18 protein-coding genes are annotated in these 20,329 nt (G+C 60.4%); 7 read left to right on the forward strand and 11 right to left on the reverse strand.

Annotation, left to right across the window (positions count from 1 at the left end):
- The first annotated feature begins 145 nt into the window (after nucleotides 1-145).
- Nucleotides 146-751: a L,D-transpeptidase family protein gene (locus ACXAD0_RS00845; RefSeq protein ID WP_475086452.1), complete on the forward strand. Its 606-nt coding sequence runs from the start codon at nucleotides 146-148 to the stop codon at nucleotides 749-751.
- A 62-nt stretch (nucleotides 752-813) separates the two neighbouring features.
- On the opposite strand, the gene bioC is transcribed toward ACXAD0_RS00845, so the two are convergent.
- The 3 genes from bioC to bioB are packed head-to-tail and all read right to left on the reverse strand — an operon-like array spanning nucleotide 814 to nucleotide 4,687.
- Entirely contained in the window at nucleotides 814-2,418 is a 1,605-nt protein-coding gene (gene bioC / locus ACXAD0_RS00850) for a malonyl-ACP O-methyltransferase BioC (protein ID WP_475086453.1), read from the reverse strand.
- Nucleotides 2,415-3,641, reverse strand: a complete 1,227-nt coding sequence (bioF, locus tag ACXAD0_RS00855) for an 8-amino-7-oxononanoate synthase (RefSeq protein ID WP_475086454.1) — start codon at nucleotides 3,639-3,641, stop codon at nucleotides 2,415-2,417. The genes bioC and bioF overlap by 4 nt, the downstream gene beginning before the upstream one ends.
- Nucleotides 3,638-4,687, reverse strand: coding sequence for a biotin synthase BioB (gene bioB, locus ACXAD0_RS00860; RefSeq protein WP_475090276.1), 1,050 nt, complete (start codon nucleotides 4,685-4,687; stop codon nucleotides 3,638-3,640). The genes bioF and bioB overlap by 4 nt, the downstream gene beginning before the upstream one ends.
- A 120-nt stretch (nucleotides 4,688-4,807) precedes the next feature.
- Between bioB and ACXAD0_RS00865 the strand changes: the two genes are divergently transcribed.
- From ACXAD0_RS00865 to ACXAD0_RS00890, 6 genes are all read left to right on the forward strand, one after another.
- Nucleotides 4,808-5,509: a ComF family protein gene (locus ACXAD0_RS00865; RefSeq protein ID WP_475086455.1), complete on the forward strand. Its 702-nt coding sequence runs from the start codon at nucleotides 4,808-4,810 to the stop codon at nucleotides 5,507-5,509.
- Between the two features lie 167 nt (nucleotides 5,510-5,676).
- Nucleotides 5,677-6,822, forward strand: a complete 1,146-nt coding sequence (locus ACXAD0_RS00870) for a beta-ketoacyl-ACP synthase III (protein WP_475086456.1) — start codon at nucleotides 5,677-5,679, stop codon at nucleotides 6,820-6,822.
- A gap of 418 nt (nucleotides 6,823-7,240) precedes the next feature.
- The gene (gene alaE / locus ACXAD0_RS00875; RefSeq protein ID WP_475086457.1) at nucleotides 7,241-7,762 is read left to right on the forward strand and encodes an L-alanine exporter AlaE; all 522 of its coding nucleotides are present in this window, start codon (nucleotides 7,241-7,243) and stop codon (nucleotides 7,760-7,762) included.
- An 18-nt stretch (nucleotides 7,763-7,780) separates the two neighbouring features.
- Nucleotides 7,781-8,473 (forward strand): aspartate/glutamate racemase family protein, encoded by a 693-nt coding sequence (locus tag ACXAD0_RS00880; RefSeq protein ID WP_475086458.1) that lies wholly within the window; start codon nucleotides 7,781-7,783, stop codon nucleotides 8,471-8,473.
- 267 nt (nucleotides 8,474-8,740) lie between these two features.
- Complete coding sequence (locus ACXAD0_RS00885) at nucleotides 8,741-10,108, forward strand: response regulator (protein WP_475086459.1); 1,368 nt, start codon at nucleotides 8,741-8,743, stop codon at nucleotides 10,106-10,108.
- A 135-nt stretch (nucleotides 10,109-10,243) separates the two neighbouring features.
- The gene (locus ACXAD0_RS00890) at nucleotides 10,244-10,597 is read left to right on the forward strand and encodes a DUF4870 family protein (RefSeq protein ID WP_475086460.1); all 354 of its coding nucleotides are present in this window, start codon (nucleotides 10,244-10,246) and stop codon (nucleotides 10,595-10,597) included.
- 45 nt (nucleotides 10,598-10,642) lie between these two features.
- Here ACXAD0_RS00890 and ACXAD0_RS00895 read toward each other — a convergent pair whose 3' ends face one another.
- The 8 genes from ACXAD0_RS00895 to ACXAD0_RS00930 all read right to left on the reverse strand — a co-directional run bounded on the left by ACXAD0_RS00895 (nucleotide 10,643) and on the right by ACXAD0_RS00930 (nucleotide 20,314).
- Nucleotides 10,643-11,911 carry a DUF945 family protein gene (locus tag ACXAD0_RS00895; RefSeq protein ID WP_475086461.1) on the reverse strand — a complete coding sequence of 423 codons (1,269 nt, stop codon included), beginning with the start codon at nucleotides 11,909-11,911 and terminating at the stop codon, nucleotides 10,643-10,645.
- 85 nt (nucleotides 11,912-11,996) lie between these two features.
- Entirely contained in the window at nucleotides 11,997-12,902 is a 906-nt protein-coding gene (locus tag ACXAD0_RS00900; protein ID WP_475086462.1) for a hydroxymethylglutaryl-CoA lyase, read from the reverse strand.
- Between the two features lie 2 nt (nucleotides 12,903-12,904).
- On the reverse strand, nucleotides 12,905-14,917 hold the full coding sequence (locus ACXAD0_RS00905) for an acetyl/propionyl/methylcrotonyl-CoA carboxylase subunit alpha (protein ID WP_475086463.1): 2,013 nt from the start codon (nucleotides 14,915-14,917) through the stop codon (nucleotides 12,905-12,907).
- Between the two features lie 37 nt (nucleotides 14,918-14,954).
- On the reverse strand, nucleotides 14,955-15,752 hold the full coding sequence (locus tag ACXAD0_RS00910) for an enoyl-CoA hydratase/isomerase family protein (RefSeq protein ID WP_475086464.1): 798 nt from the start codon (nucleotides 15,750-15,752) through the stop codon (nucleotides 14,955-14,957).
- 34 nt (nucleotides 15,753-15,786) lie between these two features.
- On the reverse strand, nucleotides 15,787-17,394 hold the full coding sequence (locus ACXAD0_RS00915) for a carboxyl transferase domain-containing protein (protein ID WP_475086465.1): 1,608 nt from the start codon (nucleotides 17,392-17,394) through the stop codon (nucleotides 15,787-15,789).
- A gap of 40 nt (nucleotides 17,395-17,434) precedes the next feature.
- The gene (locus ACXAD0_RS00920) at nucleotides 17,435-18,604 is read right to left on the reverse strand and encodes an isovaleryl-CoA dehydrogenase (protein ID WP_475086466.1); all 1,170 of its coding nucleotides are present in this window, start codon (nucleotides 18,602-18,604) and stop codon (nucleotides 17,435-17,437) included.
- A gap of 46 nt (nucleotides 18,605-18,650) precedes the next feature.
- Nucleotides 18,651-19,052 (reverse strand): MerR family transcriptional regulator, encoded by a 402-nt coding sequence (locus tag ACXAD0_RS00925; protein ID WP_475086467.1) that lies wholly within the window; start codon nucleotides 19,050-19,052, stop codon nucleotides 18,651-18,653.
- 179 nt (nucleotides 19,053-19,231) lie between these two features.
- Nucleotides 19,232-20,314: a hypothetical protein gene (locus ACXAD0_RS00930; protein WP_475086468.1), complete on the reverse strand. Its 1,083-nt coding sequence runs from the start codon at nucleotides 20,312-20,314 to the stop codon at nucleotides 19,232-19,234.
- Nucleotides 20,315-20,329: the final 15 nt, after the last annotated feature.

Raw genomic sequence — 20,329 nt, forward strand, 5'->3', positions numbered from 1 at the left:
CTCTTTAAACATGGCCTAACTGATGATAAATTGACCAAATCGTGCAGTCATCGACCATTGTGACTGCCACTCTGAGGGACAATATTAGGATATCTGTCCCGAAATTCCCCCAGTCACGCACCAGTTGACTGGAAAGACGGCGAAGATGGACAACGCTGTCATCAAATTTTGCGCCGGGCGGTTCAATATGCCGCCCGCCGGCCCGGATGCCGCGCCACGAAACCCAAGTAGCTCATCAATTAACGTAGAGAGTACCGGCCAGCTTATGCGTATCCTGACCCTTGCCCTTCTGCTCATGGCTCCACTGCTGTCCCACGCGACGGTCAAGCCTGTGGACCATGTCGTGGTATACAAGTCCAAATCCCTGATGCAGCTCATGCGTAAGGGCAAAGTCGTGAAGAGCTACAAGGTCGTTTTCGGCAAGAATCCGGTGGGCCACAAGGTGCGCCAGGGCGACAACCGCACCCCTGAGGGTCGTTACACCCTCGACTGGAAAAACTCAAAGAGCAAATTCTATCGCTCGATTCATATCTCTTATCCGAACAAGGCTGACCGCGCCCGCGCCCGCAAACTGGGTGTCGATCCCGGTGGCGACATCATGATCCACGGCCAGAAGCCCCAGTGGAAAGGTATCGAGAAGTACCTGACCCGGGTTAACTGGACTGCCGGCTGCATCGCCGTGACCAACCGCGAGATGGATGAGATCTGGGCACTGGTCAAAACCCCGACGCCGATCACCATCTATCCCTGATCCGTGTCCGCCACCTGATTGTCAAAAAGCCCCGATCTGCGGGGCTTTTTTATGAGCAGCTTTTACGGGCAACCCGCGCCGGCGCGATGCGTGACCCCGGCGGCAGTGCCAGCGTCCGACGCCCGCATACTCAGGTAAAATAACTGGTAACTGGCGGGCAACCCCGTCTCCGAGCGCAGGGGCTCATAAGCTGCCGCCAGCTCCCGCAAGCGCCCGCGACTCATCAGGCCGCGCCCGGCACCCCGATTAATATTATGCGCTCCAATGCTCTTCAGTTCGCGCATCAGTTCAACGACTGTGGCGAAGTGCAGCACGCGCTCTTCCGCTGCCGTCTCTCCATGAAAGCCTGCCCCGGCGGCCGCCTCCTGCCACTGCTGGCAATTGAGAAACCGATTCACGTGCACATCACTGTCGACGCTGGCCCAGCTATGACGCAACTCCCGTAACGTGCCCGGCCCCAGGGTCGCCACCTGACAGAAGCCATCGGGCGCGGTGACCCGGCGTAATTCCTGAAACAGTTGCGGCAGTCGATAGCACCACTGCAGCGCCATACTCGAGAACACCAGGTCGATACATCCGTCCACGAGCGGCAGGCATTCCGCATCTCCGCTGATATAGAAGTCCGCAGCCGGCCGCTGGTCCCTGGCGAACTGCAGCATGCCTTCGGCGATATCGACCGCAATAATTTCCGCGTTGGGGAATCGCTGACGCAACAGCGCACTACCGTAGCCAGTACCACTGCCCAGATCGAGGATTCGTCGCGGCGCCGCATCGACGGGCAGGTTGGCCAGCAACTGACGACAGACCGCACGCTGCAAGTGCGCGGCCGCATCATAGGTCGCGGCGGCGCGACCAAAGGAGCGCGCAACGGCAGATTTGGCGAAGGGCGAATCCTCCCTGGCCGGACGGGCTTCCATCCCGGCAAGGAAAGCGCGCAGAGCACCGGCGACCACGTCCGGCTGTGACAGGTGCGGCACGTGACCACTGTCGGGCAACACTTTGACGGACACCCCCAGTTCTGCCAGCGGTTCTGCGGCGGCGACCGGCACCAGGGCATCTACAGCCCCGAGCAAGTGCAGCGATGGTACGGCCAGTGCTTTGAGCGCGCCGCGGTTATCCAGCGTACCGAGCGTCTCCAGCGAATCATTCCATGCGGGTGCGGACACCGCCGGCAGGCGCTCGCGCAACGCGCGAACCAGTGACTTTTGCGCACGATCTCCGCGAGCCTGCAGCCCGCAAAAACGCGCAGCCGTCACCGCAGGATTCCGGGAAAAGGCCGAACGAAAATCCGCAAACGTTGCGGGGTCCATCGCCGGCCAGTCTGCGGCCGCGGAAAAGATCGCGTTACTGGCGACGGTCACCACACCGCGAATTTTGCGCTGGTCAGGTCGCGATGCCAGTTGCACCGCCAGCATCCCGCCCAGGGAGTGGCCGACCAGTACAGTGTTTTCTGGCAGCGCCGCATACAGCGTCTCCAGTAGCGCCTCCTGATCCGGCCAGGATTCACCAGCCCGCTCGCCGAAACCGGGCAATTCCACGCATTCGAGACGGATTGCTACCGACGGTTTTTGCGCGCGCAGCGCATCGAGCAGCGCCTGCCAGATGTAGCGATCGCCAGCCCAACCGTGCAGGAATACCAGCGTCATGGGTGTATTCAGTTTACTCACGTGCGCGCCTCGCCGGACTGGGGCTGTGCTTGCGCATGGTGGGCGAGCGCAACGACAACCGCATCCAGCAATCGATCGATCTGCGCTTCGGTATGTGCGGCGCTCAGGGTGATCCGCAATCGCGCGGTGCCGGCCGGTACCGTCGGCGGACGAATGGCGCCAACAAGAAATCCACTTTCTTGCAACGCAGCTGCCACGTCCATTACCCGTCGCTCACAGCCGAGGGGCAACGGCTGGATCGCACTCGATGAATCCATCAGGGCTAGCGCGCGCGCAGCGGCGCCGCGACGAAAGTACTCAATCAGGGTTTTCAGTCGCTGCTGGTGCTGCGGCTCACCCTGCATCACATCCAGGGCTGCCCGCGCACCGGCGGCGACCGCCGGTGGCATTCCGGTGGTGTAAATATAGGGGCGGGCAAATTGCGTCAGGTAATCGATCAGCTCCTGTGACCCCGCCACAAAAGCGCCCGCATTGCCGGCCGCCTTGCCGAGGGTGCCCATTACCACCGGCACTTCTTCCTGCCCCAACCCGGCAGCCGCCACACTGCCGGCACAGGGTAATGCCTCGCTGCCCATCACGCCGAAGCCATGGGCTTCATCGACCATCAGCCAGGCGCCATAGTGTGCGCACAGCTCGGCCATCTCTGCCAGCGGCGCGCAGTCACCGTCCATGCTGTAGACGCCGTCGACCGCCAGAAGAATATTGCCGCTGGACCCGCTGGCGCGCTGCAGCTGTCGCTCCAGGGCCTGCAGGTCATTGTGAGCAAAGCGCAGGCTATCGGCACGACACAGACGTGCGCCGTCGATGAGAGAAGCATGGTTTAACTTGTCGGAGATGACACTATCGCCCCGGGCAACCAGCGCACAGATGGTGCCTACATTGGCCATATAGCCACTCGAGAACACCAGCGCAGCTTCACGGCCGGTCATTGCAGCAATACGCTGCTGGAGCACCTCATGGACCTGCAGGTGGCCATTGACGAGATGGGAGGCTGTGGCGCCCGCGCCCAGACAGGCACCGGCCTGCTGTGCGGCAATCACCGCGGGATGGGCGGCCAGGCCAAGATAATCGTTGCTACTGAAGGCCAGCAGGCGCCGTCCATCGACGACCGCTTCCGGTGACGGCACCGCCTCCAGGGTTTTTACCTGGCGATAGAGGTTATCCTGCCGGCGCTGCGCCAGCCGCGCCGACAGCGTCTCGCGCAGCGACGGTCTCGCAGTCATTTTGCCGCGTCATAGAAGAAGGGGTCATTCTGCTGCTCGGCCACCTGGGCATTGAGATCGGCCTCGATCGCCGTCTCATCCGCATACTGCTGGTATTCCTCAGGCTGGATGCCCAGGCGTTGGAACAGCTGCATATCTTTGTTTTCTTCCGGGTTGGCGGTCGTCAGTAGCTTTTCCCCATAAAAAATGGAGTTGGCACCGGCGAGGAAGGCCAGCGACTGCATCTCGTCACTCATCGCCTCACGGCCAGCGGACAGGCGCACGTGGGATTTCGGCATCATGATGCGGGCCACGGCGATACAGCGAATGAATTCAAATGGATCCAGGTCTTTTTCGTCTTCGAGCGGCGTGCCCGCCACCCGCACCAGCATATTGATCGGCACGGATTCCGGATGCTCCGGCAGGTTGGCCAGCTGCACCAGCAGGCCTGCGCGGTCCTGCTCGCCCTCACCCATACCAACAATACCGCCGGCGCAGACTTTCATACCGGCGGCGCGAACGCGGCCGAGGGTTTGCAGGCGGTCCTGATAAGTCCGGGTAGTGATGATCTCGCCATAGTACTCCGGCGAGGTATCCAGATTGTGGTTGTAATAGTCGAGGCCAGCTTCCGCCAGCTCCGAAGCCTGGTCATCGTTGAGCATGCCCAGGGTCATGCAGGTCTCGAGCCCCAGGGCTTTGACCTCCCGAACCATCTGGGTCACGTAAGGCATGTCTTTTTTCTTCGGGGAACGCCAGGCGGCACCCATGCAGAAGCGGGTGGCACCGCTGGCTTTGGCGGCGCGAGCCTCTTCCACCACCTTCTCGACCCGCATGAGCTTTTCACGCTCCAAACCGGTGTCGTAGCGGGCACTCTGGGGGCAGTAGGAACAGTCCTCGGGGCATGCACCGGTTTTGATCGAGCACAGTGTGCTCACCTGTACCCGATTCGCATCGAAATGCGTCCGGTGCACTTGCTGTGCGGTAAACAACAGGTCGTTGAAAGGCAGCGCAAACAGGTCGAGTACCTGCTGGCGAGTCCAGTCATGGCGAAGAGAAGCGGTCGGCATTTGCTGGGCGGCGGTCACAGGGTTAGTCTCCCCTAAATTCTTTTTTGACTGATCGGGCACACGCACCGGGATCACTCAGTGTAACGGTGGCCGAACCGCTGTCAACCGCAGGATTGATTCATGGTTTACAAGTTGCGACGCTGGCTATCTACACGCATGTCGGAACTCGTCACCAGTTGCGCCCTGTGCGGTGCCGATGGCGCCGACCGCTCCGGTACCTGCCAACAGTGCCGGCACACGCTGCCCACCCTGCAATTTGCCTGTCCGCTGTGCGCACTGCCCCTGGCCAGCAGCGCCCCCGGGTGTCCCTCCTGCCTCAAGTCCCCCCCGGCAATGGCCCGCACCCGCGTCGCGTGGCGATATGCCTATCCTGTCGCGCAAATGATCCAGCAATTCAAATACCAGGGCGACATGGCAATCGGTCGCGCGCTGGCCATCCAGTCGAGCGAGCGCCTGCAACCGGGCTCAGACCGTCCGGATCTACTGGTACCGATTCCTCTTCACTGGCGCCGTACGTTGCAGCGCGGCTTCAATCAGTCGCACCTGATCGCGCGTGTTTACAGCGAGCACTGGCAAATTCCCCTCGCCGGCAGGCTTCTCCGCAAACGTAGCGGCGGCAAGCGCCAGCAACTTTTGGATCGCCGCCAGCGCCTCAGCAATCTGGCGGGCAGCTTTCGCGTGCGCGGCGATTGCAGCGGACTGCACCTGGGGCTGGTGGATGATGTCATCACCACCGGCGCGACCCTGGAAGCCGCGGCGAGCGCACTCTTGCATGCGGGGGCGACAAAAGTCAGTGCATTTGCACTGGCACGCACGCCGTGACCACCCAGACACCGGTAGACCGTTTTTTACAATCCCGTCACAATGGCGCGCAACGAACGCGCGGAGCGCGGCGGCACAGTGCTAACGTTAAAATGTGCCCTGCATAAATTGCGCACCACAAGATCAGCAGTACCCGCTTCCAAGCAGTGCGGGATAGGGATTGAACGATGAGTGAGAACACGCTGCCGCGCCGTATTGTCATCAGCGGCACCGGGCTGTGGACGCCGCCAGACGCCATCAGCAATGAGGAACTGGTCGACGCCTTCAATAAACATGCCGAGCGCTACAATGCAGCCCATGCGGCGGAGATCGAGGCGGGTACCCTCGCGGCAAAACCTCTCTCATCCGCGGAGTTCATCGAGAAAGCCTCCGGGATTTGCAATCGCTACGTGGTTAGCCGCGACGGGATTCTCGATCCAGAGCGTATGCGCCCGGTCTTACCGGAGCGCGCCGACGACGAGCTTTGCCTGCAGGCGGAAATGGGCCTGGCTGCCGCGCGCATCGCACTGGAGCAAGCCAACAAATCCCCGGCAGACATCGATGCGGTGATCGTTGGTGCCTCTTATCTCCAGCGCGCCTATCCCGCGATCGCCATTGAGATTCAACAAGCGTTGGGCATTCACGGCTTCGCTTTCGATATGGAAGTCGCCTGTTCGTCCGCCACTTTCTCGATGCAGCGCGCAATCGATGCTCTGTGCTCCGGATCCGCTCGCACCGTGCTGGTGGTCAATCCGGAACTGGCCTCTCCGCAGATCGATTTTACCGACCGTGACAGCCACTTCATTTTCGGCGATGTGGCCGTCGCCAGTGTTCTGGAGCTGGAAGAGACCTGCACCACCGACGCGCCCTGGCGTGTGCTGTCGACGCGCGCGCAGACGGTGTTCTCCAACAACATCCGCTCCAACTTCAGCTACACCGCACGCGCGGCGGACGTTGACCCGTTCGGCCCCGGCAAGCTGTTCCGCCAAAATGGGCGCAAGGTCTTCAAGGAAGTGTGCCCGATGGCCGCCGAGCATATTGAGCAGCACGTCCGCGATGGTGGCAGTGAACCGGCTCAGGTCGCTCGCTACTGGTTGCATCAGGCCAACATCAACATGAACAACCTGATCGCCAAGAAGCTGATGGGCGCCGATACCAGTGCGGAACGCGCGCCGATCGTACTGGATCGCTATGCCAATACCGGCTGCGCCGGCTCCATGATCGCCTTCCACCTCCACCGCGCAGACTTGCAGCCGGGCGATCGCGGCGTGATCTGTTCGTTCGGCGCCGGCTACTCGATCGGCAGCCTGCTGGTAGAGCGGACCCCGGCCTAACCGGTTCCTATCCGTGTCGGGGCTGCGCAGCAGCCCCTGCACGACTCCGCCGCGACCCGCCTCACGCTCCAAAGCAAAACCCCTAGCAACAACACGCCAACTGCCTTTGCCCGGTGCCGCCCTGGAACATCGCGCGCGGGCACCCCGCCCCCCCGCGGAACTCCCCAAACGATTACTTTCTCACCAATTGACGCCCCCGCGTGGCATGACGTGCTATCCAAACAAGCCGCACCCAAAGATAACCGGGAAATAATTCTACTAATTATTGGTATATACAAGGATACCAAACCCAAAAAGATACTATTTAGGATAAATTAAACTAGATTAAAGCCGCTTCGTAGATATAATGGCCGCCCTCGGCGACCTGCGGGCGCTGAGTCGTTACTGACCGCGGACCCCCGCAAGAGAGCCAACCCAGATGCCGCCCACTGCAGTACCCAGCGCCGACACCTTCACGACACCCGAGAACCCCCTCCTACCGGCGCAGATTGAACAACACAGCGAATCAGGCACCCTGTGTCGCCGCCGCGAACTGGTGCTGGATATCTTCGCGATGAACAGCTTCTCCTGGGCAATTGCGGTGCCGATCGAGTTACTGCTGGCGGGGATGAGCCTGCAGGAACACCTGAAAGTCCGCTTGCTGGCCATTGTGTTCAATACCTTGATCGCACGGCCCTTCAGCCTGTACCGCAGCTGGGTGAACCGGCATCTGGGGGGCGGAGGCCCCGTCAACGCCTATCTCGTGGACACCTTTGTCTTCCTGAGCTTCCAGCTGCCACTCTATCTGGCCAACATGTTGCTGGGCGGCGCCAGCTGGGCAGAAATCACCACCGCCAGCCTGACGTTCTTGCTAATCGCCGGTGCGCTCGGACGTCCTTACGGGATATATCTCGACTGGCTCCGCCGTATATGGATAAATAAGCGCGAACGCAGCCTTTAACTCGCCGGGAGGTGCTCCATGTTGAGCAATGGCATTAATAACAGTAACCCGACGATCGGAGTGATCGCCGGGACCGCTACCGATACCCGTTTCGGCCTGGACTTCCTCGCTGCGCGCAAGGTAGCGGGCCTGGGCCTGTCTTTGTCACCCTCTCCTCAGGCGCAAACCCAGTTGCAGGCACTGGAGCGCGGTGCACTCACGAAATTGCTGATCGACGCCATCCAGCAGCTCCACCAGCGGGGCGCGGACGCGGTAATGATCTACTGCAATTCCCTCTCCGGGGCGGTAGACCTCGATGTGGTGCGCGGGGCGATCAGCATCCCGGTGGTATCCCCGCTGGATGTGTATGCGGAGCTCACTCAGCGCTATCGGAATTTTGGGCTGTTGGCAGCGAACTGCCAGAGTTGCGCCAACATCGAACGGGAGATCCTGCTGCGTAACCGGACCGCCAAAGTCATTGGCATCGGCAATCTGCAAATTGTGGAAGACATTGAAGACGGTGTTGCCGCTGATGAGATCGTGCGGCAACACGCACTCGATGACCTCGTCGCGGCGCTGGTAAAAAGTGGCGTGCAAATACTGATTCTGGGCTGCACCCACTTCGATTATTTCTACGATGAGCTGCTTGCCCATTGCGATGGCATCCAACTCTTCCTGCCCTCCGAGCGGATGCTGGCTCTACTGCAGGAACGAGCCACTCAGGCGGCGTGAATTTCCTTGTCCGCCGTCGCCGGACCGAAGACTGAGGCGCCAACGGTAAAAAACCGTAAGACGTTGTAATAAAAGGGAATATGCGCCGCATGCCGCGCCGTTGCTCAGCGGCATCCCTCCTTTCGTCGATCACACCGCATTGGTTACTTGTATAACCGGCTTTTTTGCAGTATCTAACTAATAAAAGTCGAATAACGTTTTCGCGTAAAACGATAACAACAGCCGGACCGAAGGAACTGGTCCGCCTCAACCCAACTGGTAACAAGGATGAATATTGCCATTGGTCGTCGCGGGATAAATCCCGTCGGCGCTTCGCGCCTGCTTCTCGCCGCTATAGCCTCTGCCGCAGCAACGCCTGCTGCAGCCAATGCGCTGGTGGACACTGCCAATATGTCGGTGCCCCTGTGGCTTCCGCTCAGCCTCACGATCGCACTGGTTGCCACCGCGCTCGCCTTTACACTCATGCACCGAAAACTGCAGCGTACCGCCGCCGAGAGTCAGTCGGCCGCCGCGGAACTCAAAGCGGACAACAACAAACTTTATCGCCAGCTGCAGTCTTATGGCTCCGAGCTCTCCACGCGCGAGCGGCAACTCGGCGAGACACGAGAAGCGCTGGAACTCCTACAGCAGGAGAAAAGCGATTTGCAGGCGATGGTGGGCCACCGCCTGCAACGTCCACTGGAAGCCCTGCGCAGCAGCCTCAGCCTGCTGGCACGCAGTACCAGCGAGGAATCTGCTGGCCTGGTGGAGATGGCACAACAACAGCTGCAAGCCACCAAGCTCACTGTCAGCCAGATTGCTGAAATTAGCCAGGAGGGCGCTTCCTCACCTCAAGCTGCCAATGAGGCGCACCCGACCGATGCCCCGCAGCTATCCATTCTGCTGATTGAAAATCACAGCCAGGAATCCGTCAGCGGCACCCTGGAGATGCTCGGCCATCGGGTTACCCGGTTAAATGAAGGCGAGGACGGTATCGAGGCGGCGGTGCACGGTAACTTTCAGCTGGTCATGATGGACTGCGACCTGCGCCACACGGACTGCGTCGAGGTCACCCGTAAAATCCGTCAGGAGCGCGGCCGGGACCTGCCCATATTTGCACTCGCCAACAACCTGCTGCCCGGCGAGAAGGAGCGATACCAGGCCGAGGGCCTGTCCGGTGTTCTGCCACGCCCTGTCAGTCAGGCAAACCTGCAACAACTCACCAGCTGGGTGAGCCGACGCACCAACAAGCAGAAAGCCAAGGGGGGGAAAGGCGCTCCCCCGCCGCGATTGTTGAACACCAATACCCTCTGTCGCCAGCGCGATACGCTCGGGCACTTACCGTTCGCCGAGCTGCTCAGCAGTCGTATTGCGGCTCTGCCAAAGCGCATCTCGGCCCTGACCTCTTCCCTGACCGGACGCCACTGGCTCGATGCCGAAGAGCAAGCGCGCGCTGCCGCGGCCAGTGCGGACGAGGTTGGTCTGGAAGCAATTGCGGCGCGCCTGCGCGAGCTGGCGAACAGCCTCGGTGTCGACAGCGAACGAGAATATTGCCGCCACCAGCGCACCGAGGTCCTCAACTTGATGCGCGCATCCGTGCAGCAACTGAAAGCCTGGCGGGAACAGAATGTCCACACCGCCTGGGCGCTGAAGTGAGTCAGGCAGGCGATGGCACGAGCGGCTATCGCGCTTGATTCACAGCTCCAGGACCCCAATATTATTTCCGGTATCAGGAACGTCTGTGGGTTTACCACACCTGCCTGAACAACCAGATAACAATGAGAGGATCCGATGCCGGAGCAATACCCCACAAAATCCAACGAGGCCCGCGAGCAATCCGGCCGCGACCTCGCCACCCTGGTGTACCTGATACAGGCGATCGCCATCTTCACAGCGATTCCGATTTTTATCGGCGTTTTGGTGAACTATTTCAAAATGGGCGACGTCCGCGGCACCATGGCGGAATCCCACTTCCGCTGGCAGATCCGCAGCTTCTGGTACTTTGTTCTGTGGCAGGTCATTGGCTGGCTGACCGTTTGGTTTTTGATCGGCTTCCTTTTCCTGGGTATCAGCTGGCTGTGGCTGGTGTATCGAGTGATTCGCGGCTGGCTGACCCTGGCCGACCATCGCCCCGCCTATTCCTGAATCGATCGTAACCGGCGCGGACAAGCCCCGTCCGCGCCTGCGACACTAGCGGCCGAAGCCGCCCAGCAATGCGGCCAGCAGCAGATCTGCAGGCAATAGCTGGCCATTGATGCGCAGCTCACCGCGGTCCACTTCCAGGTGCATCTGCAACTCATCCCCCTGCTCCAGTAACAGGCCGTATTGGCGCAGCGTCAGCGTCTGTCCCACCAACGGTGACTGCAGCAAAGCCTTTTCCGCTGCGGAAATGGTCATGCTGCCCTGCAGGGGCTTCAACCAGGGGCCTGCCCCCTGACGGACAGGACGCGCCCCTACGGGCATGCCGCTCCAGTCCGCATCGACATCCATCAAAATGGGACCATTGGCGGATTCGATGGCCAACTGCTGCTGCAGCTGCAGAGGACGCGACATGGTCAGGGGCCAGTTGCGACCGCTCTCCGCTGCCGGCGCCAGTTGACGCAGGTAGTGCACCAGGTCCGCAGGACGGATAGACGGCAGGGACAGTCGCTGCAGCACCGAGGTGATCGGGGTCGCAGACTGAACTTCCGGTGCGAGCAATTCGCTGTCCAGTTGCAGATTCCCCCCCGGAAGGAATTTTGTGTCGACTTGCAGACTGACATCGCGCAATTCCATCGGGCCCGAATCCGGCTCCGCGCGGAGAATTGGCAGATGCAAACTGAGCTTGGCATGACTGCTGGGCTGTACCTCGAAGGTGCCCTCGACCGGTTCGGTGGACAGCACCTCGAGTCCGGCACGCTGCTCCTGAATACGCCCGACGAATACCCTTCCAGTGAGCAGGGCACCGGTGTAGTCAGTGCGCATCTCCACGACGGCGCCCCCAAACTCCAGTTGCTCACCTCGACCCATCCGCTTGAAGGGCTTGAAACGCAGGCGATTCACAACCTGATTATCGGCGCCCACCAGAGATTCCAGCACCACCGGGCTCTCTGACAAGGCGCCGTCTGCACCAGCGTACAGGCTTTCCAGCTGACCCCGCAGCGACGGCGCCAGCTGTTCGAGTGACAGGCGGGTTTCACTGTAAATGAGCCCCACACGCGGCCCGGCGGGGGTAAACAACACCGGACCATGCTGGACACTGCTCACCAGGCTGGTGGGACCGTCCTCGCTCGATACCCGGGTTTCCACGGAGGCACCAAACCAGCTGCGTTCATAGCTGGTGTTCTCCGCACCCTGGAGCTGGGTAAACTGCTGCTGCCAAATCTCTTCTACCTTGGGGCCAATTAATCCAGGCGCAGCAAGGGCAGCCACAACGATCAGGCCAGTAAGAGCAAACAGGGTAAAACGCAGGAATTTCATGCTGTAGAACAGGGCTAGTGAATGACCAGCCCGATGTTAGCAGATTCTCTGTGACAGAGCGGCGGCCTGGTGGGCCGGGCACCGCTCAGTCAGACAATGCCCGCGCAACCCGCGAGTTACTGCTGCGCCCCAACGCCGCAGAGATGTAATTCCCTGCCGCGACCAGTTTTGCCAGGTCCACGCCGGTGTCGATCCCCAGCCCGTTGAGCATGTACAGCACATCCTCGCTGGCCACATTGCCCGACGCACCACGCGCATACGGGCAACCGCCGAGCCCTGCCACCGCAGAATCCACCACGCTCACGCCGGCCTGCAGTGCCGCATAGATATTTGCCAGGGCCTGCCCGTAGGTATCGTGGAAGTGTACGGCCAACTGCTCGATCGGCACGCGCCTGGATACCGTCTCAATCATCTGCCGTGCCGCGTCCGGGGTACCCACACCGATGGTGTCACCCAGGGAGATTTCATAGCACCCCATCTCCAGCAGCGCACCACTGACGTCCGCCACTCGGTCCGCTGCCACCGGCCCCTCGTACGGACAACCCAACACACACGAGACATAGCCGCGCACTCGAATACCATCTGCGAGCGCCTGTGCCACCAGCGGACGAAAACGCTCGAGACTCTCTTCGATGGAGCAGTTGATGTTTTTACGCGTAAATGACTCTGATGCAGCACCAAACACAGCGACCTCATCAGCGGCCGCCGTGCGCGCGCGCTCATAGCCCTGCATATTTGGTGTCAGCGCACTGTACACGGTACCGGGTCGGCGATGGATATTTGCCAAGACCTCTTCACTGGCCGCCATTTGCGGAACCCACTTGGGACTGACAAAACTACCCGCCTCAATCACTGATAGACCGGCATCGCTCAGCAAATCGATCAATGCTACCCGCGTCGCCACGGAAATTTCCTGCTTTTCATTTTGCAGCCCGTCCCGTGGACCGACCTCCACCATGGTCACTTTGCCTGGCAGTTCAGTAGCACCCATGATCACTCCTCCGCGGCAAAATCGATTAACAGGCTGCCGCCATCGACGAGCTCGCCGGCAGAGCAGAAGAACTGTTGCACCGTACCCGCAGCGGGCGCACGCAATGTATGCTCCATTTTCATGGCTTCCATGACCAGCAGCGGCTGCTCTGGCTCCACCTGCGTGCCCGGCTCTACCAACAACGCGATAATGGTGCCGTTCATCGGCGCTTCCAGCCCGTGCGCATGGTCGCCGGCATCGCCGAGGTCCGGCGGCAACAAGCGGTAATCCACCTGATTGCCATCGACAAACACGGACCCGCCTTCTGACGTCACGACACTCGTCAGCGGTACTCGCCTGCCATCGAGCACAATAAGCTCACCATCGCGCAGCAATTCAACGCTGCCACTGCGCTGCTCTGTACCGCCAATGCTGTCGGAAACAGCATCACAGCGCCAAGACAGTACACGGCCATCGGTGGAGAAGCTGAGGTGTGCATGCGCACCTGCGCAATCGAGCGTATGGGTCCGCTCGCCCACCAGGCAGCTGCGCCAGTTATCTCCGCTGTGCCAGGGAGAGTACAAGTCTGCAACCGGGGCATGTGAACGCATCTCATTGGTTTCCCGCCGATACAGGCTGACGGCAATCGCCGCACAATCCGTAGCGGTCAGTGAACGCCGGGACGGCAACAATTCATCCGCATGATCATCAATAAAATGTGTGGTCAGCAACCCCGCGGCAAAATCCCGCTGATTAATCACCCGACGCAAGAACGGTATATTGTGGCGTACGCCGGCAATCTGATATTCCGCCAGGGCCCGGTCGAGCCGCGCCAGTGCCTCACTCCGGGTTGCCCCGTGGCAAATGAGCTTTGCGATCATCGGGTCGTAGTGCACGCTGATCTCGTCGCCATCGCGTACCCCCGTATCCACGCGCACGCCACCGACAGGCCGCGGGGGACGATGCCGCAACAGGGTTCCCGTTGCCGGCAGGAAATCATTGTCCGGATCTTCCGCGTAAATCCGCACCTCCACCGCATGGCCATCAATTCGAAGCTGGTCCTGGGTGAGCGGCAGCGGTTCACCAGAGGCGACCTTCAATTGCCAGGCGACCAGGTCCTGCCCGGAGATCATTTCGGTCACCGGATGCTCCACCTGCAGACGGGTATTCATCTCCATAAAGAAGAAATCCCCGCTGGCGTCCAGCAGGAATTCGACAGTTCCTGCACCCACGTAACCAATCGCATGCGCTGCGCGCAGCGCGGCTTCGCCCATGCGCTGGCGCAGGTCTTCATCTAGCCCGGGCGCCGGCGCCTCTTCCACGACTTTCTGATGACGACGCTGTACCGAACAGTCCCGCTCGAACAGGTAAACACCATTGCCATGCTGGTCGCAAAAAACCTGAATTTCCACATGACGCGGGCTCAAAACGTAGCGTTCCAGCAACATCAGGTCATCACCAAACGCGTTGCGTGACTCCCGTTTGGCGGCATCCAATGCCTCGCTAAATTCGGCCGGGCTGTCCACGCGGCGCATTCCCTTGCCACCACCACCGGCAGCCGCTTTCAGCAGGATCGGGTAGCCAATGCGATCGGCTTCCTTCGCCAGCAACGCCGCATCTTGCTCGTCACCGTGGTACCCCGGAACCAGTGGCACGCCGGCATCCTCCATGATCCGCTTCGCAGCAGACTTGGAGCCCATCGCCTCGATCGCCGATGGCGGCGGCCCGACAAAAGTGATTTCCGCCTCCTCACAGCGCTGGCAGAACTGTGCATTTTCCGACAGAAAACCATAACCGGGATGCACGGCATCCGCACCGGTGCGGGCAGCGGCAGCCAGTACTTTATGAAAGTCGAGATAGGAGTCCCGCGCGGGTGCGGGTCCAAGGTGTACCGCCTCGTCGGCCATTTGCACATGCAAGGCATTGGCGTCGGCATCGGAGTAGACGGCGACCGTTGCCACTCCCAGACGACGTGCAGTTTTGATCACGCGGCAGGCAATTTCGCCGCGATTGGCAATCAATAGTTTGCGAATCATATGTTGCTTCCGTTATACGATCGGGCACCCATGCCGTTCAGTTATCTTCTCTTTTCATCCACCGGGGAACGCGCTTGTCCAGAAATGCAGCAAGACCCTCCTGCCCTTCTTCGGATACGCGCACCGCGGCAATCAATGCGCTTGTTTGCGCTTGCAGCTCGTCGTTTACAACGCGGTTGGCCATCGACATTGCCAGCTGCTTGGCAATTGCCACTGCGCGCGGGCCATTGTCGAGAATCGCATTCACCAACTGCTGTACGGACAGATCCAGCTCACCTTCCGGGCACACCTCAGAGACCAGCCCGATTTCCACCGCTCGTTGCGCGGAAAAACGCTCGGCGGTGACAAAGTAGCGCCGCGCATGGCGCGCACCGATCGCATTGATCACGTAGGGGCTGATGGTGGCGGGCACCAGGCCAATCTTCACTTCCGACAGGCAGAAACTCGCCCGTGCGCTTGCGACCGCCATATCACAGCAGCTCACCAGGCCAACGGCTCCACCGAAAGCCGCACCCTGGACTCTCGCGATCGTCGGCGCCGGGAAAGTGTCCAGCTGATGCAGCATGGTGGCGAGAGCGGCGGCATCGAGCTGATTATCCTGCTCGGAATAGCCGGCCATACGTTTCATCCAGTTCAGGTCAGCACCTGCAGAGAAACTTTTCCCGGTCGAGGCCAGTACCAGTACCCGCACATCGCCCCGTTGCGCCAACTGGCTAAAGGTCGCACTCAGCTCCTGAATCAAACCACCGTCGAAAGCGTTGTGAATTTCCGCCCGGTTTAGCGTGACGGTCGCAACACCTTCGTTGTCGACGTCGCACAACAGTTTTTCGCTCATGAAATTTCCTTGGCAGGTTTTGGAGTTACAGGATTTACATGCGGAACACGCCGAAACGTGTTTCCTGCGGCGGCTTATGGGTTGCGGCGGCGAGGCAGAGCCCCAGCACCCGGCGGGTATCTGCCGGATCAATCACACCGTCGTCCCACAGGCGCGCAGACGCGTAGTACGGATGCCCCTGGTGTTCATAGTTTTCAACGATCGGCTGGCGGAACTGCTGTTCGTCTTCGTCACTCCAGTTTTCGCCGCGCCCTTCCATTTGATCGCGTTTCACCTGAGCCAGAACACCCGCGGCCTGCTCTCCGCCCATCACCGAAATACGGGCATTCGGCCACATAAACAGGAAGTTGGGGTCGTATGCGCGACCACACATGCCGTAGTTACCGGCCCCGAAAGAGCCGCCGATCAGTATGGTGATCTTCGGCACATTGGCTGTCGCCACTGCAGTAACCATCTTCGCACCGTGCTTGGCAATGCCACCCGCTTCATACTGTTTACCCACCATAAACCCGGTGATGTTCTGCAGGAAAACCAGCGGAATCTTTCGCTGCGCGCACAGCTCGATAAAGTGCGCGCCCTTTTGCGCGCTCTCGGCGAACAGGATGCCGTTATTGGCCACAATCCCAACCGGGTAACCATGGATACGCGCGAAGCCGGTGACCAGAGTGGTGCCATAGAGCGCCTTGAATTCATCGAACTCGGAACCGTCGACAACCCGCGCGATGACTTCTCGCACATCGTAGGGCTGACGCGGGTCCGCAGGCACGACGCCATAGATTTCTTCCGGCGCATAAGCCGGTTCTCGCGGCTCAGTCAGATCCAACTGCGGCTGCTTCACCCGGTTGAGACGGCTGACGGAACGGCGTGCCAGATCCAGCGCATGCACATCGTTATTGGCATAGTGGTCTGCCACTCCGGAGGTGCGACAATGGACCTCCGCCCCACCGAGCTCTTCCGCAGATACCACTTCACCGGTAGCCGCTTTGACCAGTGGCGGCCCGGCAAGGAAAATCGTCGCCTGTTCCTTGACCATAATGGACTCGTCGGCCATGGCCGGCACATAGGCACCGCCGGCGGTGCAGCTACCCATGACCACGGCGATCTGCGGAATATTTTGCGCAGACAGATTGGCCTGATTAAAGAAAATCCGCCCGAAGTGTTCGCGATCCGGAAACACTTCATCCTGTCGCGGCAAATTCGCTCCCCCGGAGTCCACCAGATAAATACACGGCAGATTGTTCTGCTCGGCAATGGCCTGGGCGCGGAGATGCTTTTTTACGGTGAGCGGATAATAGGTGCCGCCCTTTACCGTCGCGTCATTGGCGACAATCACACAGGGCTGGCCGGACACGGTACCGATACCTGTGAGAATGCCCGCAGCCGGCACTTCCTCACCGTACACATCATGCGCAGCCAGCTGGGAAAATTCCAGAAAAGGACTGCCCGGATCCAGCAGTGCGTCAATCCGGTCGCGCGGTAGTAATTTGCCGCGATCGAGGTGTTTTTGCCGCGCGCGCTCGCCGCCGCCACGTGCAATCTTCTCAACTTTCGCACGCAGGTCGGCGACCAGCTCTCGCATCTGCTCGCGGTTATTTGCAAACGCGGCATCGCGGGTATTGATTTGGCTTTGAAGCTTGTTCATTACTCGAGTTCGTCCTGCTCGGTGTTGCCGTAACTGGGGGTTAGCGGGTTTCTGTAAACAATTCGCGGCCGATCAGCATGCGGCGGATCTCTGAAGTCCCGGCGCCAATCTCATACAGCTTCGCGTCCCGCAGGAGTCGGCCCGTGGCATATTCGTTGATATAGCCGTTGCCACCCAGTGTCTGAATCGCCTGCAGCGCCATTTGCGTGGCACGCTCTGCGGTAAACAGAATCACTGCGGCGGCATCTTTGCGGGAATCCTCGCCGCGGTCGCACGCCTGCGCCACCGCATAGAGATAGGCGCGGCTGGCATTCAAGTCGGCGTACATGTCCGCGAGCTTGCCCTGCATCAACTGAAACTCGCCGATAGCGCGACCAAACTGTTTGCGCTCATGGACGTAAGGCACAACCACATCGAGGCAGGCCTGCATAATGCCCACCGGCCCGCCGGCGAGAATCGTGCGTTCGTAATCGAGACCGCTCATCAGCACTCGCACGCCGCCGTTCAACTCCCCGAGAATATTTTCTTCGGGCACTTCGCAATCCTCGAACACCAGTTCGCAGGTGTTGGAGCCGCGCATTCCGAGCTTGTCGAGTTTCTGCGCCTGGCTGAATCCCGGAAAGTCCCGCTCGACAATAAACGCGGTGATGCCACCGGAGCTGACACCCGGTTCAGTCCGGGCATAGATCACATAGGTGTTGGCATCGGGACCGTTGGTGATCCACATCTTGTTGCCATTTAAGATAAAGCGATCACCTTTCTTCTCGGCGCGCAACTGCAGACTGACCACATCAGAACCCGAGTTCGGCTCACTCATAGCCAGTGCACCGATATGCTCGCCCGAACACAGCTTGGGCAGGTAGCGGGCTTTCTGCTCCGCGCTGCCATTTTTGTGAATCTGGTTCACACAAAGATTGGAGTGCGCGCCATAAGACAGGCCAACAGACGCCGAGGCACGGGAAATTTCCTCCATCGCAACCGCGTGGGCGAGGTACCCCATATTGGAACCGCCGTACTCTTCTGCCACGGTCATTCCCAGCAAGCCCAGCTCGCCAAACTTGCGCCACATATCGGCAGGGAACAGGTTGTCTTCATCGATCTGTGCCGCACGCGGGGCCAGCTCTGACTGACAGAACCGGTACACCATGTCGCGCAACATGTCGACGTCTTCCCCGAGGCCAAAATTCAGTGTGCGGTAAGCAGTGTTCATATTCACTTAGTCCTTCTTTTCAGTGCATGGAAATGTGCCTGAGCATTCATTCCGCGGATTCCATTACGGTGCGGGTACGTGCTTCGGCCTCATCCAGGTCACTCATCAGAGTTTGAATATCACGCAACTGCTGCTGCAGCTGTGCGCGCTTGTGTTCAATGCTCTGCAGCAAACGCTGCAGCTGTTCCCGGTTGCCGTGCTCCGGGTCATACAGTTCGATGATTTCCCGACTCTCGTCGAGAGAGAAACCCAGTCGCTTACCCCGCAGGATGAGTTTCAGGCGCACCCGGTCTTCCGGGCTATAGACCCGCGTTTGTCCGCGCCGCCTGGGGGCCAGCAGGCCCTTGTCTTCGTAAAAACGAATGGTGCGGGTGGTGATGTCAAATTCCCGGGCCAGATCAGAAATGCTGAATTCCTGCTGGGGGGATGGCGAACTGGTGTTACTCATATCGGCTCCTATCGACGGGTGAAGCCTAGCAATAGTTGACGTTAACGTAAACGTAAACTATCGCGTCACAGGTGACACTTTCGGACCAATGACGATTAAGGAGTCACAAGTGAGCGATGGGATTGTCGATTGAGGGACAGGCCGGCCACCAATCTCGGCGGCCTACCACATCGATGGGATCAGCCTGCCACCAACTGGCGGAACTGGTTGTCCAGCAGCGACTGATAGGGGTCCGCCAGACCGGTGACCTCGAGCCCCCAGCCAGCGTCGCGATAGAGGATGCGGCCGGCAAGGGCCGGATCCTGCTCGAGCGCGCGATCGACGGCGAGATCGCGCGTTTGCGCGAGCAACTGTTCACCCGAGAAGTCGACCGCCGAACTGCTTACCGGGACAACCGCAATCGCCAGTTGCAGGCCACTGGCCCGAGCGCCACTTTGCAGACGGCGGAGCAGCAAACCGCCACACACCGCGCGAAACACCGCATCGTCACCCGCAAACCCCAGCCCCTGTTGCGGGCCGGCATGCGCGAGAGGCTGGGCATCATAGATGCGCTGTAACAATTGCAGGCGCTCAGCCAACTCATCCTGCAGGCTCTGCAGGGCAGATCGGCTCAGCTGGTTGCCCAACTGGTTCCAGTTGACCGGGCGCAGGTAAATCCCCACGCGCAGCTCCGGTTTGGCTGGCGCCACCGGCTCCGGTGCTGCGACTGGCGCGGCCACCACGGGCAGCCCTCGAGCCGCGGGCAAGCCGGCAACGGCGAGCGCAACCGCGGCACTGATCGGCAGCGCAATCACCATCGCCAGCAGCCAACTTGCCCAGGGGAAGCCGGTACCATTCGTGTCCGCCAGATTGATAGTGACACTTCCCGCCATACTGTCATGCAACACGACCGGAGCAGAAAAGGTTTCCCCCCGCGCCGTCTCTCCGACTTCGGCCAGAACATTGGACTCCACATCCTGAACGGAGACTCCGACAACCGCCGGCAACGCAGCCACCTGCTGGCCGAGTAACTGCATGCTCAGCTGGTCGCCCGCGACGATGCCCTCCAGACTCTGGCCAGCCAGCAGAACCGCCGCCGCCTGGGCGGTCGCACGATCGCGCTGTCGCTGCTCGTCCAGCCGCGCACTATTCGAGTGGCTCAGTGCCAGTCCGCAAAACACGACGAGCAGCAGCCAGGTAACTGCCGCGACGAGGCGCTGGCTATCAGACTTGGATAGGCGGGACAGCAATTTGCGCAGATCCGCCCCGGGCAGGGTCTTCATCAGTAGGGTCCATCG

This window comes from Microbulbifer sp. ABF4_148 (assembly GCF_056158985.1).